This window comes from Marinitenerispora sediminis, assembly GCF_003336425.1.
Lineage (GTDB): Bacteria > Actinomycetota > Actinomycetes > Streptosporangiales > Streptosporangiaceae > Marinitenerispora > Marinitenerispora sediminis.
Genome location: NZ_QEIO01000141.1, coordinates 1 through 13,922 on the forward strand (window position 1 = coordinate 1; position 13,922 = coordinate 13,922).

15 protein-coding genes, 1 tRNA gene and 1 rRNA gene are annotated in these 13,922 nt (G+C 71.2%); 7 read left to right on the forward strand and 10 right to left on the reverse strand.

What is annotated here, in order from left to right:
• Positions 1–229: 229 nt before the first annotated feature.
• A complete protein-coding gene (locus DEF28_RS21620; RefSeq protein WP_181874234.1) occupies positions 230–1,102 on the reverse strand; it encodes a rhomboid family intramembrane serine protease in 873 nt (290 codons plus the stop codon).
• Positions 1,103–1,113: 11 nt separating this feature from the next.
• Positions 1,114–1,641 carry a peptidylprolyl isomerase gene (locus DEF28_RS21625; protein ID WP_114396850.1) on the reverse strand — a complete coding sequence of 176 codons (528 nt, stop codon included), beginning with the start codon at positions 1,639–1,641 and terminating at the stop codon, positions 1,114–1,116.
• Between the two features lie 264 nt (positions 1,642–1,905).
• Between DEF28_RS21625 and DEF28_RS21630 the strand changes: the two genes are divergently transcribed.
• Positions 1,906–2,466 carry a hypothetical protein gene (locus DEF28_RS21630; protein WP_114396849.1) on the forward strand — a complete coding sequence of 187 codons (561 nt, stop codon included), beginning with the start codon at positions 1,906–1,908 and terminating at the stop codon, positions 2,464–2,466.
• Positions 2,467–2,565: 99 nt separating this feature from the next.
• Here the strand turns inward: DEF28_RS21630 and DEF28_RS21635 are convergent, their stop codons facing one another.
• The gene (locus tag DEF28_RS21635; RefSeq protein ID WP_233515463.1) at positions 2,566–3,219 is read right to left on the reverse strand and encodes a DUF1707 and DUF4870 domain-containing protein; all 654 of its coding nucleotides are present in this window, start codon (positions 3,217–3,219) and stop codon (positions 2,566–2,568) included.
• Positions 3,220–3,539: 320 nt separating this feature from the next.
• On the opposite strand from DEF28_RS21635, the gene DEF28_RS21640 reads away from it, so the two are divergent.
• The 3 genes from DEF28_RS21640 (at position 3,540) to gap (ending at position 6,001) form a co-directional block, all read left to right on the forward strand.
• On the forward strand, positions 3,540–4,034 hold the full coding sequence (locus DEF28_RS21640; protein WP_114396847.1) for a YciE/YciF ferroxidase family protein: 495 nt from the start codon (positions 3,540–3,542) through the stop codon (positions 4,032–4,034).
• Positions 4,035–4,401: 367 nt separating this feature from the next.
• Positions 4,402–4,980 (forward strand): TetR/AcrR family transcriptional regulator, encoded by a 579-nt coding sequence (locus DEF28_RS21645; protein ID WP_114396846.1) that lies wholly within the window; start codon positions 4,402–4,404, stop codon positions 4,978–4,980.
• A gap of 25 nt (positions 4,981–5,005) precedes the next feature.
• Complete coding sequence (gap, locus tag DEF28_RS21650) at positions 5,006–6,001, forward strand: type I glyceraldehyde-3-phosphate dehydrogenase (RefSeq protein WP_114396845.1); 996 nt, start codon at positions 5,006–5,008, stop codon at positions 5,999–6,001.
• A 36-nt stretch (positions 6,002–6,037) separates the two neighbouring features.
• Here gap and DEF28_RS27315 read toward each other — a convergent pair whose 3' ends face one another.
• The 3 genes from DEF28_RS27315 to DEF28_RS28535 form a co-directional block, all read right to left on the reverse strand.
• Positions 6,038–6,274 carry a hypothetical protein gene (locus tag DEF28_RS27315; RefSeq protein ID WP_147280075.1) on the reverse strand — a complete coding sequence of 79 codons (237 nt, stop codon included), beginning with the start codon at positions 6,272–6,274 and terminating at the stop codon, positions 6,038–6,040.
• A gap of 27 nt (positions 6,275–6,301) precedes the next feature.
• A tRNA-Ala gene (locus tag DEF28_RS21660) sits at positions 6,302–6,377 on the reverse strand.
• A gap of 204 nt (positions 6,378–6,581) precedes the next feature.
• Entirely contained in the window at positions 6,582–6,704 is a 123-nt protein-coding gene (locus tag DEF28_RS28535) for a DLW-39 family protein (protein ID WP_220270034.1), read from the reverse strand.
• 382 nt (positions 6,705–7,086) lie between these two features.
• Between DEF28_RS28535 and ftsH the strand changes: the two genes are divergently transcribed.
• Positions 7,087–9,123: an ATP-dependent zinc metalloprotease FtsH gene (ftsH, locus tag DEF28_RS21665; RefSeq protein WP_114396843.1), complete on the forward strand. Its 2,037-nt coding sequence runs from the start codon at positions 7,087–7,089 to the stop codon at positions 9,121–9,123.
• Between the two features lie 205 nt (positions 9,124–9,328).
• Here ftsH and DEF28_RS21670 read toward each other — a convergent pair whose 3' ends face one another.
• Positions 9,329–10,162, reverse strand: a complete 834-nt coding sequence (locus DEF28_RS21670) for a helix-turn-helix domain-containing protein (protein ID WP_114396842.1) — start codon at positions 10,160–10,162, stop codon at positions 9,329–9,331.
• 706 nt (positions 10,163–10,868) lie between these two features.
• Here DEF28_RS21670 and DEF28_RS21675 point away from each other — a divergent pair.
• Together DEF28_RS21675 and DEF28_RS21680 are read left to right on the forward strand one after the other, a co-directional pair.
• Positions 10,869–11,177, forward strand: a complete 309-nt coding sequence (locus DEF28_RS21675) for a hypothetical protein (RefSeq protein ID WP_114396841.1) — start codon at positions 10,869–10,871, stop codon at positions 11,175–11,177.
• 412 nt (positions 11,178–11,589) lie between these two features.
• Positions 11,590–12,123, forward strand: a complete 534-nt coding sequence (locus DEF28_RS21680) for a GNAT family N-acetyltransferase (protein WP_114396840.1) — start codon at positions 11,590–11,592, stop codon at positions 12,121–12,123.
• A 118-nt stretch (positions 12,124–12,241) separates the two neighbouring features.
• Here the strand turns inward: DEF28_RS21680 and DEF28_RS21685 are convergent, their stop codons facing one another.
• From DEF28_RS21685 to rrf, 3 genes are all read right to left on the reverse strand, one after another.
• Positions 12,242–13,093, reverse strand: a complete 852-nt coding sequence (locus tag DEF28_RS21685; RefSeq protein WP_114396839.1) for an EamA family transporter — start codon at positions 13,091–13,093, stop codon at positions 12,242–12,244.
• Complete coding sequence (locus DEF28_RS21690) at positions 13,083–13,628, reverse strand: MarR family winged helix-turn-helix transcriptional regulator (RefSeq protein ID WP_114433322.1); 546 nt, start codon at positions 13,626–13,628, stop codon at positions 13,083–13,085. The genes DEF28_RS21685 and DEF28_RS21690 overlap by 11 nt, the downstream gene beginning before the upstream one ends.
• Positions 13,629–13,833: 205 nt before the next feature.
• Positions 13,834–13,922 (reverse strand): 5S ribosomal RNA (gene rrf, locus DEF28_RS21695); the annotation flags it as partial.

A 13,922-nucleotide genomic window follows, 5' to 3' on the forward strand; every position in this document is an offset into this window, starting at 1 on the left:
GGCCCCCACCGTCCCGTCCCCCCTCGCTCCGGAGCGCGTGCCCCGCCATCCGACCGGTGCACGGCCGCGCCGGGCCCCGGCCTCCGTCGTGGTTCGCCCGGGCGGATGGAGCGTCCGCCGCCGCGTCCAGTGGAGGCGGACCGGAGCCGGAACAGACCGCGGCCGGCACCCCTGACGGGCGCCGGCGCGGGAGCGGCGGACGGCCGACCAGCCCTCGGCCGTCGGGCGATCAGCCCAGGAGCAGGAAGGTCCCGATCGCGGCGACCGCCGCCAGCAGCACGGCGTATCCGGCGCTCACGGCGGCGTGCACGATGGTGCGGGTCTGGCCGCCGTCCGCCCGGCCCGCACCGCGCGGGAGGTAGGCGTAGGTGGCGCCCAGCGCGAGCCCGGTCACTAGGCCGCCGATGTGGGCCGTCCACGAGATGCCCGGGACCAGGAAGGTGATCAGCAGGTTGACCACCAGCAGGCCGACGATGAACCGGGTGTCGAGCCGGAGCCGGCGGCCGACCACGAGGATGGCGCCGAACAGTCCGAAGATGGCCCCCGACGCGCCCACCGAGAGCTGCCCGGGGTCCACCAGGTAGCTGAGCACCGACCCGCCGACCGCGCTCAGCAGCCACAGCGTGAGGTAGCGGCCGTGGCCGAGCCAGCGTTCCAGCTGCGGCCCCACGACGTACATCGCGAAGCCGTTGAACAGCAGGTGCGTGATGCCGCCGTGCAGGAACGCGGCGGTCAGCAGCCGGTACCACTGGCCGTAGAGCGCCACGCCGACGCCCCACATGCCGAACTGCTGGGTGACGGCGGGGGCGATCTGCTGTACCACGAAGCCGGCCCCGATGAGGCCGATCAGGACCCAGGTGACATAGGGGCGGCTCGGCAGCCGCCCCCCGAACGTGGTGCGCGCCTCCCGCACGCCTCGGTTGCCCGCGGCGACGCACTCGACGCAGTGGAATCCGACAGCCGCCTCACGCATGCAGTCGGGGCAGATCGGCCGGTCGCAGCGGGAGCACCGGACATAGGTCTCACGGTCCGGGTGCCGGAAGCAGGTCGGGACCTCGGAGGTCTCGCGCTCCGGCTGGAGGGGCGGCGGGGAGGCGCTCATGGTCGGTCCGGTTACCGCCGTTCGATCGTCACGGACTCGATGACCACGTCCTCCAGCGGACGGTCCGACGGGTTGGTGGCCACCTGGGAGATGGCGTCGACGACCTCGCGGCCCTCCGTCACCTCACCGAAGATCGTGTGCTTGTCGTTCAGCCAGTCCGTCGCCCCGACGGTGATGAAGAACTGCGAGCCGTTGGTGTTGGCTCCGGCGTTGGCCATGGCCAGCAGGTAGGGACGGTCGAACCGCAGCGACGGGTGGAACTCGTCCTTGAAGCTGTACCCGGGGCCGCCGCGGCCGTTGCCCAGCGGGTCGCCGCCCTGCAGCATGAAGCCCTTGATGACGCGGTGGAAGATCGTGCCGTCGTACAGCTTGGCGCTGCTGGGCTTCCCGGTGCGGGGGTCGACCCACTGCTTCGTGCCCTCGGCGAGCCCGACGAAGTTCTCCACCGTCTCCGGAGCCTCGGTGGGGAAGAGCTTGACGACGATCGCGCCCTTGTTGGTGTTCAGCCGAGCGAACAGCTGACCGTTGGCGTCAGACACCTGGGTGCCTTTCCGTTGTGTGTACTTACCAATCCCACGTTACCGGTCCCGCCCGACGGGGCGGTCGGCCCGTCCGGCCGCCGCGGCGACCCCCGCCACCGACAGTGCGTGTCAAAGAGTGAGCCACTCGACATCAAGGACGTATCTTGAGGTAACGCACGTATGACAGCCCGGCTGACGATCCGTGCGCCCCGCGTCCCGCGCATAGGAGCGATCGGAGCGGGCAGGGGAGACCCAGCAGTCACGAAAGCGAAGGAGGTCGACGTGGGCATCACGTTGAAGCGTCGGACGGGCGGCGTCGAGACCGAGGCGGCCCTGGCCCGGCTCCAGGAGTTCGCGCGCGAGCAGGCGGAGCGGCTCGGCCCGTACGCCGACCAGGCCCGCGACAACGCCGCGCAGCGCTGGTACCAGGCCCGTGGCTGGACGGCGCCTCGTCTGGAGACCGCGGCCCAGCGCGTCGAGGACACCCTCGCGCCGCGGGTGGCTGACCTCCTGAACGCGGCTGCCCAGAAGGTCGAGCCGGCTCCGATCCGCCGCGGTCGGCGGGTGCCGCGCGCCGTGGTCGTGCTTGGTGTCGGCGCGCTCGGGGCGGCGGCGCTGTACGGCGTGGTGCGGCTGCGCCAGGCGTCCCAGGACGCGGAGTGGCAGCAGAACCTCCACAACGCCCGTGAGCAGGTCCGGGAGACCAAGGACCAGCTGGCCGCGAAGGCCAGGGAGACGCAGGCGCGGCTGCGCGGAGCCGCCCACGACCTCGCCGCCGACGCCAAGGACGCCACCGCCGACGGGGAGGCCGCCCAGGACCTCAACGGCCGGGTGGCGAAGTAGCCGGCACCCCGAGCCAGCGCGCGAGCGGCCCAGCGAACCACCGCCGGGCCGCTCGCGCGTTCACGTCCACGCGGGCCCGCTGGCCGCCGGGCACGGCGGTCACACCCGCCGCTCGCGGTCCTTCACGATGCGCAGGGTGAGCGGATAGCGCCAGTTGTAGCCGAGGGCCCCGGCGATACCGGCGATGGCGGGCAGCACGGCCCAGCCGAAGGCCATGAAGAGGTACACCACGAGCCCGATCCCAAGGGTCAGCACAGCGATGATCGGCAGCAGGATCGAGGCGATGAGGAAGTTGAGCTGGTAGTTCAGCGCCTCCATGGCCTGGCGCCGGAGGTACGGCGACGTGTTGCCCTTCACCAGGAGTACGACCAGCGGCCCCAGGGCGAGGGTGAGGTACCCCGACAGGTGCGTGCCCAGGGCCCAGAGCCGCTCCTCCCGTTCAGGCTCCGGCTCGGCGGTACCGGCGGCGAACGGCGACGCGGGCGCCGCGCCGCCGGAGGGCCGCTCCAAGGTGAGGTCCAGGAGCAGCGGCTGGAGCTCGCCGCGGGTCTTCGCGCCCATGGCGAGGTCGAGCCGCTCCTCGAACTCCTCGTGGTCGAGCTGGCCGTCGGCGTAGGCCTCCTTCAGCCGGTCGGCCACGGCGTCGCGGTCGGCGTGGGTGACCCGAAGCTGCTCGGGAGCCGGCTGGACGGAGTGGCGGAGTCGGGGATCGCCCGGGCCCCAGGGCGGAGGCGTTCGGTCAACCACAGCCACATTCACTCCTTGCCGCGTTGCCGGGAGTCGGCCCCGCTCCGACGGGGCCGTTTCTCACTCTTCTCTCTATGATGCGCGATCCCGGCGCCCGAGAGGGTGGGGGGTGACCCTGAATCGACCCTGATTCCCACCGGGGCGGCACCGTGCCCGCGCCCCGCACCGCCGTCGGCCGGCCCTCGGGACGGGGGAGCGGCCGCGCGGTCGGCCGCATCCCCGTCCCGAAAGGCGGGCCGACGTCGCGTAACAGGGGGACGCACGGGTAGGCGGCTGGTGCCAGGGTGCCCGCCCAGCGGGCACCGGACCGGAGAAGGGGGGAACCCATGCGGCTCGACACTCCGAAGGACCTGTTCCTGTACGAACTCTCGGCGATGTACGACGGCGAGAAGAAGATCGTCACGATGCTCGACGAGGCGGCGAGCAACGTCCGGGACGACCGCCTGGTGGAGATGTTCGCGGAGCACAAGAAGGAGACCCAGGAGCAGATCAAGAACCTGGAGCAGTGTTTCAAGGCGCTCGACGCGTCGCCGCACAAGGTCGGCTGCGCCGCGATCGACGGCATCCACAAGGAACTGACCGAGTTCCTCAAGCAGAAGCCGTCGGACGACGTGCGCACCATGTTCGTCCTCGGGGGCGCCACCAAGGTGGAGCACTACGAGATAGCGACCTACCGCGGCCTCGTCGAGAAGGCCATGTGCCTGGGTCACAACGACTGCGCGCAACTGCTGCAGACCAACCTGGTGCAGGAGGAGGAGACCGCCGGCAAACTGGAGCGCTGCGGACACGACATGGGCCTGCACGCCCTGGCCACTGCCTGACCGGCCAGGACTACGACCCCCCGGCCGCCCGCGGATCCCCCGCGGGCGGCCGGCGCACGAGCGGCCACGCCCCCACGGGCGCCAGCAGGACGCCCCCGATGCGCCCGGCCCCCTCGACGGACTGGCGAACGACACGGACGGCCATGCCGAGCCACCGGCCCGGTCACGCGCAGCCGCGATCTCCCGCGCCCCTGGAGTCGATACCGGCACGCTCCACCCGGCGACCTGACGCGCGCAGGGCCACCTCCTCCTGCTGAGTGTCACCGCCGGCAGACCGAATGGTCCGACGTCGGCTCACCGATCGAGGGGTCGGGCGCGGTCGCGTTCCAATGCTCCCGATGTACATACTAGTTGTTACACTCCCTTCATGAGTTCACGTGATCAGCTGACGGAGGCGATGGCGGAGCTGCTCTGGGAACGCGGCTACGCGGCGACGAGCCCGCGCGACGTGATGGCACGCGCCGGCGTGGGCCAAGGCAGCATGTACCACCACTTCAGCGGTAAGCACGAGCTCGCGGTCGAGGCACTGTCAGCGGTCATCGAAGACTTGACGCGTGAGTCCGCACTGCTGGAGGGGGAAGGCTCACCACTGGAGCGGCTGAAGCGCTACCTCTCCGTGGCACGGCCCGGAACGCGGGGATGCAGGGTGGGCCGAATGACCCAGGACCCACAGGTCGTGACAGACGCGGAACTCATCGCGATCGTCGCGAACGCCTTCGACACGATGCTGAGCCGTTGGGAGCGAACGATCGCCGCGGCGATCGCCGCCGAAGAGCTCCCCGCGAAAACCGATCCGGCCGATCTCGCCCGGACACTGGCCGCCGTCATACAGGGCGGCTACGTACTTGCCCGCGCGAAGGGCGACCAGGCGCCGATGGATGCCGCGATCCGCGGAGCGATCGGTCTGCTCGACGCCGCTCACGCCACAGCTGGCCACGAACACTGAGCGCCGCGAAAAAGGAGACACATCCATGACCGTTCGGATCGGAATCAACGGCTTCGGCCGCATCGGCCGCAGCTATCTGCGCGCCGCCCTGCGGAGCGGGGCCGACATCGAGGTCGTCGCCATCAACGACATCGCCGACGCCACCACGCTGGCCACGCTCCTGGAGTGGGACTCCATCACCGGGCACCTCGACGGCGTGCACGTCGACGGCGACGTGATCGTCCTCCAGGACGCCCGCATCCGTGTCACCTCAGAGCGTGAACCCGCCCGGATCCCGTGGGGCGAGGAACGCGTCGATGTCGTCATCGAGTCCACCGGCCGGTTCACCAATTCGGCCAGCGCCCGCCAGCACTTGGTCGCCGGCGCCCGGAAAGTCATCATCTCGGCTCCGGCCGACAGCGAGGTCCCCGCGCTCGTACTCGGGGTCAACGACGACACCATCGACATGACGGGTGACGTGTTCTCGAACGGGTCCTGCACGACCAACTGCTTCGCGCTGATGGTGAAGGTCCTGCACGAGGCATTCGGGATCGAATCAGGCCTGATGACGACCGTCCACGCCTACACGAGCGACCAGCGCCTACACGACGCCCCACACAGCGACCTCCGCCGTGCGCGCGCCGCCGCCCTCTCCACCATTCCGACCTCCTCGGGTGCTGCCGGAACGATCGGACGGATCGTTCCCGAGCTCGACGGGAAACTGACCGCGGTCTCGCTGCGCGTGCCCGTGCCGGTCGGGTCGATCACGGACTTCACCGCGAAGCTCTCGCGGCCGGCGACCGTGGAGCAGGTCAACGCAGCCTTCCGTACCGCGGCAGAAGCCCCAGAGCTGCGGCCCTACCTCGCCTACTCCGAAGCCCCCCTCGTGTCGACAGACATCGTCGGCGACCCCCACTCCGCGATCTTCGACGCACCCCTCACCCAAGTCGTCGGTGACCAGGTGAAGGTCTTCGCCTGGTACGACAACGAATGGGGCTTCTCGAACCGCCTCGTGGAACTGTCGCAACGCGTCGGCTCGTAGCTCGACCCCGCACAACGCGCCGGGCCGCCGGGGCTGTCATACGCCCGGAGCGAGGAGCGCGTCAGTCTCGGTGGCGGCGAGTTCACGGCCGAGTGCCACCGCACGATCGAGCTCCCTCCCGAAGCCACCGACGCGCTCTCCGGGATGGTCGAGGACATCACGACCATCCCGGACCCGACCAGCCGGCCGCACGCTGAGTTCTGGCGGCACACCGGCCAGCTCCACCCGGCCATCGACCTCGCCCACAACGAAGCGACCCTGCCCACCGATCACGGGGGCAGGGTTGGATCTTCGATCAAATGGTGGAGCCAAGGGGAGTCGAACCCCTGACCTCCGGTATGCAAAACCGGCGCTCTGCCAGCTGAGCTATGGCCCCGCGATCGGTCACCGGCGCTGTCCCGCGCTGTCGGTGACCCCTGAGAGAGCATACCGCTCTTGCGAGGCGCGCCGTGGCGGCGCGTGCGGGAGGCGTCAGCGGTCGCCCGGATGCGTTCTCGGACATCGAGGGCAGAGCCCCGGAAAACCGACAGCCACTGACACGTCCGGGACGTGCCGTGGCTGATCGACTGCGTTGGCGGCGTTAGTTGTCGCTGGCGGCGGTGGCTTCCGTCCACAGGTCCAGCTCGGCACGGTCGGCCTGGATCTTGCGGTAGATGGCGAACGCCCCGAGGGCCACCAGCACCAGGACGATGATCTTCTTCACGGTCTGGACCCCTTCTTCATTCACGGATATGGCTCAGGCGAGTCAGATATGACGACGCGGTGGCTCTGGCGAAGGATGAGGCAGCGTCACGGCCGCCGACGACGGCCGGGCCTCGCTGGGCATCCATCCGAGCGAAGGCGTCGGTAGAGACTCTATGGGTTTGTCCCCAAGCAGCCTAGCAACATGGTGGGGCTGCTCTCCTGCCTCAGCGGCCGTATCGCGCGTCTTCGAGCAGAGCGGCTCCGGCGGGCGGTGGCCCGGCGGGCGTCCGCGTGGCGGCGCGGTCCCCGCCGCGCGCGGGTTCGGAGCGACCACGCGTGTGCGCCGGTATTTCCCGCTTCGCGGTGTTTACCATGGTCACGGCGATCCGCGGGGGGTGGAGATGGCCGGGAACGATGTCTCCGGGCAGCCGGGGGAACGGAAGCGGCCGGAGGACGGTGGCCCGAACCGGCCATGGCCGTGGCGGACCGAGGGCACGCCGGACCGGGAGGACCGGGGGTCCGAGCGGCCGAAGTTCAACTGGCGGCGCTTCCTCACCACGCTGGCCGTCGTCTATCTGATCTTCTTCGCGATCACGTGGCTCACCGACCAGGGTGCGCGGACCACGACGATCCCCTACACGGTGTTCACCCAGCAGGTGACGGCCGGCAACGTTCGAGAGGTCTACAGCTCCGGAGACTCCATCGAGGGCACGCTGAAGCGGGCGCAGCAGACGCCGGGTGAGAAGGGCCGCACCTACACGCGGTTCACCACCCAGCGCCCCTCGTTCGCCGACGACCGTATCTACCAGGAGATGGTGAAGCACGACGTCGTCGTCCGCGCCACCCCGGTCGCCCAGCAGCGGGGTTTCGTGTCGAACCTGTTCTGGGCGCTGCTCCCGGTGCTGGTGTTCGGCGGTTTCTGGTGGTTCCTGATCAGCCGAGGCCGCCGCCTCATGGCGGGCGGCGGGCTGGGCGGCCTGGCCGGCATCGGCAGCAGCCGGGCAGCCCGGCCGATCGAGACCGCCGACATCCGGGTCACCTTCGACGACGTCGCCGGCATGCCGGAGGTCAAGGACGAACTTGTCGAGGTCGTCGACTACCTGCGGGAACCGGACCGGTACCGCCGACTGGGCGCGAAGCTGCCCAAGGGGGTCCTCCTCACCGGCCAGCCGGGCACGGGCAAGACCCTGCTCGCCCGTGCGGTGGCCGGCGAGGCCAAGGTCCCCTTCTTCTCCGCGAGCGCGGCCGAGTTCGTCGAGATGATCGTCGGCGTCGGAGCCAGCCGGATCCGGGAGCTGTTCGGCGAGGCCCGCAAGGTCGCACCGGCCATCATCTTCATCGACGAGATCGACACCATCGGCCGGGTCCGCGGCGGGCAGTCGCTGGGTGCCAACGACGAGCGGGAGCAGACCCTCAACCAGATCCTCACCGAGATGGACGGCTTCACCGGCACCGAGGGGGTCGTGGTGGTCGCCGCCACCAACCGGCCCGACGTGCTGGATCCGGCCCTGCTGCGGCCCGGCCGGTTCGACCGCACGGTCACGGTCAACCTTCCCGACACCGCGGGCCGGACGGCGATCCTGGCCGTGCACGCGCGCGGCGTCCCGCTGGCCGACGGCGTCGACCTCGGCGCCGTCGCCCGCAGCACCCCCGGAATGACCGGCGCCGACCTCGCCAACCTGGTCAACGAGGCCGCGCTGCTCGCCGCCAAGCGCGACCACACCGCGGTGGCGACCGCCGACTTCACCGACGCGCTGGAGAAACTCCAACTCGGTGCGGCCCGCTCGGTGGTCATGGCACCGGAGGAACGCGAGCGCACGGCGTTCCACGAGTCCGGGCACGCGCTGCTCGGCATGCTGCAGCCCGGAGCCGACCCGGTGCGCAAGATCTCCATCATCCCGCGCGGCCGGTCGCTCGGCGCGACCCTGGCCACGCCCGAGAGCGACCGCTACGGCTACGACGAGAGCTACCTTCGCGGCCGGATCGTGGGCGCTCTCGGCGGCATGGCGGCCGAGGAGCTGGTGTACGGAGTGGTGACGACGGGCGCCGAGAGCGACCTGGAGAACGCCACGTCGATCGCCCGGCAGATGGTGGGCCGCTGGGGCATGTCCCCCGAGATCGGCCCCATGACCGTGCTGCCGGGACCGGGCCAGGAGACGCTCGGGCAGCACTTCGCGCCCGGCACCCTCGACGCGGTCGACGCCGAGGCACGGCGCATCATCGAGGAGTGCCACGACCGGGCACGGGATCTGCTGTCCCGCAACCGCGCGCGGCTGGACGCCCTCGCCCACGCGCTCCTGGAGCACGAGACCCTGGACGAGGCCGCGGCCTACGCCGTCGCCGGCCTGTCCCCGCGCGGCCCGGCCGCGGGCGGCGACCGCGCCCCCGGGACCGCCGCCCCGGGTTACCCCGAGGGCCCGCCGGTCCAGGGCTCCTGACGCCGTGGCCCGGCCGGGAACCGCGCCGGCGGAGGCGACCCCGGGGAGCACCCACCCTCTTCGGCATCGAGCCCAGGCGCCGTGGTGTGGCCGGACGCCACTACGGCACAGCGGCTGCACGCAGCCGCCGCGAGCCCCGGACACACCAGGACCGGACCGCGGGCGCGGCAGCGCCGACCGCCCGCGGAAGACCGGCGGGCGCGGCCTAGGTGAGCAGCGCCAGCCTGCGCAGGGACACGAGGGTGCTGCGGGCGGCGGCGGCGGTGTCGACCAGGTTCCGCCAGACCAGCTGGCACCGCGCGACGGCGTCCTCGGACTCCACGATGCCGCCGCCGTGCGGAGACTCCACGAAGGCGAGCGAGCTCTCCCCCTCGTCGAACTCCAGCACGGTGAAGGGGCCCGCGTAGCCGGCGTGCGGTCCTGCCGAGGTGGGCAGCAGCTGGATGGTCACCCGGTTGTCGTCCTCGGCGAGCTCGACCAGCCGGCGCAGCTGGGTGTGCAGCAGTTCCGGGTCGCCGGAGACGCGGTGCAGCGCGTCCTCCTCGACCACGGCGTGGTAGCGCTCCAGGTTGTCGCGGTCGAGCACCTCCTGCCGCTTCAGGAAGGCCGCGACCATGCGCTCGACCGCGCGTTCGTCGCGCCCCTGGGAGCGGGCGAGCATCGCGGTGTACTCGGGTACCTGGAGGAGGTCGGGGACGAGTATCCCGGCGTAGGTGTCGATGGCTACCGCCCCGGCCTCGTTGCCGACGTAGGCGGAGGAGAGCACGTCCTCGTACTCGGTCCACCACGGCCGGAGCCGCGACTCCCGCACCATGGTGAGGATCGCCTCGCGCTGGCCCCCGGTGACTCCGTAGAGTCGGAGCAGAGCGGAGACCTCCATGACCGATGGCCATTTGCGGATACCGGTCTCGATATGGCCGAGTTTCGCCGGCGACCATTCGAGCACGTCGGCGACATCGCTGAGTGTCATTCCCGCTTCCACCCGCCGCCGACGCAGCTCGGCGGAGAGACGGCGGCGACGGACGGTGGGACTGGTCATGGCGTTGTATCCGTACACGCTGGGCGCTGGTCTTGTCGTCTAGAGAAGCACTCGACCTAGCCTCTAGCAATGAGTTTCTAGGAATTGGACGGCAATTCGCGGGTTTTCTTCATTCCTCAACGTCGTGCGTCGTTCCACAGCGTGACAGGTGTGGCGGGACGCAATTCCCGTTGCGGATGGCAGCGGCCGCGGTTCCACATTCGGCCGCCGGCGGGAATGCCGTAAAAACCTGCTGGCCGATTCGGTCCGGAACCACCGACCGCCCGCCGGAGCCGGGCCCGGGGCGCCTCCGCGCCCCGGCGGGGTCGGCCCGCGCGGGCGCGGCTCCGCACGGAGCGCCCGGCGGCGGGCGGTGGAGGCGGCGCGGTGCCGATGACCAGGTGGTATCGTGCGCTCGTCCCTCGGCTTCCGCGCCGGATGGTGCCGGAGAGGGCCAGGGGACCGGAGGTTCCGGTGGGCCGCGGCGCCAGCGAGCGCCCGCGGTCGCGACACCGCCCGCACCTCCAGCACCACCGACCACGGGAAACGGTTCGCGCGATTCCGTCCCCGGCCGTCTCCGTATCGGTAAAGCGACATGGCGACAACGGCGTGTCCGCCGCCCAGCGCGGCACGCCCCGGAGCGGGCTGGTGGCGACCGAGGGACCCGGACCGCGTACTATGCGGGTGGATTACCGGGGGTACGGCCCCCTATACACATAGGAACTTAATGAGCTACCCCATAGACGACGCCGAGCAGCTGATCGCGACCGCGCAGGAGGAGCTCCCGCCGTCGACGCGGTCACGGCTGATCGCGAAGCTGCGCATGGGAATCCACATCGAGGACGCCGCACGCGACCTCGACGTGAGTGTGCAGCGGGTGTTCGCCACGGCGCGCATCCTCAGCGCGTTCGGCGACCAGCTCGACGCGACGCTCACCGCCGAGCGCGATCCCGACCTGCCGCACGGCACGGTCACCGGCTACAACAAGCGCTGCCGGTGCCCCCAGTGCCGGGCCGCTGTGAACCGGCGGATCTGACCGGCACCTCGCGAGCCGACCGGTGGCCGGACCGGGCCGCGGCGCGCCGATCGGGCGCTCCCGGCCCGCGTACCCGACGAAACGCCGAATTTACCCAGAATTACGGCGTAACTGGCACACGATCACGCTTATCGATCTTGAACCTGGGGAAACCGCTCAACATGAACGAGCGTGTGGACTGGGCCGCGATGAGCGACGAAGAGTTCATGGCGCTGGTGCGCCAGTTGATGGAAACACCGGTGGGGGCGGACTCCGAGGAGGAGTGACCGCCCCTCTCGTCATCCAGCGGCGGACGCCCCCCGCGTGACGTCCCACGTCCGGCGCCCGGAGGAACGACCCCACAGGTGGAGCGGCTGGACCGCCGGTCCGATAGGTTCGCGATGCCAGCATTTGACGCGAAGCGGGGGAGCCCATGCCACAGGCGTGCGTACGGGTGCGCGCCGTGCGGACGGAGGACCTAGCCGCCGTCGCCGGGATCTACCGGCACTACGTCCTCCACACCCGGGTGACCTTCGACGAGGTTCCGCCGACACCGCGGGACTGGCAGGAGCGAGCCGCCGACCTGACCCGCCGCGGACTCCCTTTCCTGGTCGCCGAACTCGACGGCGCGGTCGTCGGCTACGCCTACGCGGCCCCGTGGAAACCCAAGCCCGCGTACCGCCACACGGTGGAGAACTCCGTCTACCTGGCCCCCGACCGCACCGGGCGCGGACTCGGCGGCCGGCTACTGGCGGAACTGCTCGAAGAGTGCGCGCGGTGCGGCGTCCACCAGGTCGTCGCGGTGATCGCCGACAGCGGTACGGAGTCATCGGCGGCCCTGCACCTGCGGCACGGGTTCACCGAGGTCGGCCGGCTGCGCCGCGTCGGCCGCAAGCACGGCCGGTGGATCGACACCCGGCTGTTCCAGTGCGCGATCGGGGTCGACGCCATGGAGGAGCAGGTGTGACCGGTGCTCGACACCGGCACCGCGGCGTTTCGGGCCGTCGTTTTCCCGAGTAATCGACGTACGGATATGTCGACACCTCGCTGGGTCGACACCGCCCGCCGCCCACCCGTCCGCCGGATCACGACAAGGTGATCAGCGCGACCGAGGTCGCCGCGCAGATGAGGCCGGCGGCCTGCCCGCGGGTCGGCCGCTCGCCCAGCACGGCGAATCCGACCACCACCGGCACCACCGGGTACATCGAGGTGAGCACCACCACCACGGACAGCGGTTCCGCCCGGCCGGCCAGCGTGAAGGCGGTGATCGCTGCCAGGCTGACAGCCCCGGTCGCCGCCGCGGCCGCGGCGGTGCCCACGGACACCCTCGCCCGCGCCGGCCGACGGGCGACCAGCGGCAGGATGGCCAGCACCGAGGCCACTCGGTTGGCGGCCACCGGCCACAGCCCGGCGGCGGGGTCCGCCTGGGCGAGAGCGCCGTACTGCACCGCGAAGGCCGCACCCGAGACCAACGCGAGCGGGGCACCGGTCGCGACAGCGCCGTTGGCGGCACCCGCAGCACCGTCGCGGGTGCGGGTCACCAGCCAGAGCGCCGGCACCGCGGCTGCCATTCCCGTCCAAGCGAGCGGTCCGGGGGAGTTCCCCAGCAGCAGGACGTCGACGAGCACCGGGAGCGCGACTCCGGCCACGACGCTGAGCGGTACCACGACGCTGAACCGCCCGACTCCCATGGCCAGGAACAGCGCCGCCGCGCCCAGGCCCGTGCCCACGCCGGACAGCGCTCCCCAGGCGAGCGCCTCCGGACCGACACCGGGGGCCGCCACCCGCGACGCGAGGAGAAGGACCACGGCCGTCCCCGCGAGCTGACCGTACAGGGCGACCACCGCTCCGGACGCCCGCCGCGCCAGCAGGCCCGCGAGGACGTCGGTGACACCGAAGCACACCGCGGCGAGCAGCGCCGCCCCCTCACCCGTCATCGGGGGTCTCCCGCGCCCGATGGTCGCGGTCGGCCTGCCCGACCGGGCAGACGGACCCCTGTGCCAGGCAGGCAGCCCGGTCGCAAAGCCGGCACAGGTGCTCGGCGTCGCCCGGCTTCGTGTACAGCCCGTCGAGCAGCTTGGCAAGCAACCGCTCCAGCTCGCCGCGTTCGGGCTCCTCCAGCCGCTCGACCGCCGCGGCGAGTGCCCCACCCCGGGAAGCCAGCAAATCGTCCGCGGCCCGGCGGCCGAGCTCGGTAGGCAGGACCGCCACCCAGCGTCCCCAGCCGCGCTCCCGGCGCACCAGGCCGTCACGCTCCAGGGCGTCCACCATGCGGGCGGCCGCCGGCTGACTCAGCCCGACGCGCCGCCCGAGTTCGGTCACGCTCAGCCCGGGAGCATGGGCGAGCACGACCAGGGCGGCCGCTCCGCTCGTGCTGGTCCCGGCGACCGCGGTCACTCCGGCGAGCATCAGGTCGCTGAACGCCAACGACGCCGCTCCGAGCAGGTTCGCGATTCGACGCGTATCATGCATGACTCATGCATAACAGCCACGACGCGACGGCACAAGGTCAGCTACGGCCGCTGACGCGTGGACGGCGGCCGGCCATGCCCGGCCGGCCAGGTCTAGGGCCACCCGATCGGGGACTCTCTTCCGGGCCGCATTGTCGGCCAGCAGCAGTAACCACAACAACAAAAAAGAGGGGCCGCCCCAAAGGGCGACCCCCCAAAAAAAAGATGTTCGGCGGCGACCTACTCTCCCACCCAACAGGGCAGTACCATCGGCGCTGAGAAGCTTAACGACCGGGTTCGAAATGGGACCGGGTAT

Bases quoted from the DNA above. Each gene is read 5' to 3' on its own strand.
- DEF28_RS21620 (WP_181874234.1), bottom strand. From the start codon at position 1,102: ATGAGCGCCTCCCCGCCGCCCCTCCAGCCGGAGCGCGAGACCTCCGAG.
- DEF28_RS21640 (WP_114396847.1), top strand. From the start codon at position 3,540: ATGCGGCTCGACACTCCGAAGGACCTGTTCCTGTACGAACTCTCGGCG.
- DEF28_RS21645 (WP_114396846.1), top strand. From the start codon at position 4,402: ATGAGTTCACGTGATCAGCTGACGGAGGCGATGGCGGAGCTGCTCTGG.
- gap (WP_114396845.1), top strand. From the start codon at position 5,006: ATGACCGTTCGGATCGGAATCAACGGCTTCGGCCGCATCGGCCGCAGC.
- ftsH (WP_114396843.1), top strand. From the start codon at position 7,087: ATGGCCGGGAACGATGTCTCCGGGCAGCCGGGGGAACGGAAGCGGCCG.
- DEF28_RS21670 (WP_114396842.1), bottom strand. From the start codon at position 10,162: ATGACCAGTCCCACCGTCCGTCGCCGCCGTCTCTCCGCCGAGCTGCGT.
- DEF28_RS21675 (WP_114396841.1), top strand. From the start codon at position 10,869: ATGAGCTACCCCATAGACGACGCCGAGCAGCTGATCGCGACCGCGCAG.
- DEF28_RS21680 (WP_114396840.1), top strand. From the start codon at position 11,590: ATGCCACAGGCGTGCGTACGGGTGCGCGCCGTGCGGACGGAGGACCTA.
- DEF28_RS21685 (WP_114396839.1), bottom strand. From the start codon at position 13,093: ATGACGGGTGAGGGGGCGGCGCTGCTCGCCGCGGTGTGCTTCGGTGTC.
- DEF28_RS21690 (WP_114433322.1), bottom strand. From the start codon at position 13,628: ATGCATGATACGCGTCGAATCGCGAACCTGCTCGGAGCGGCGTCGTTG.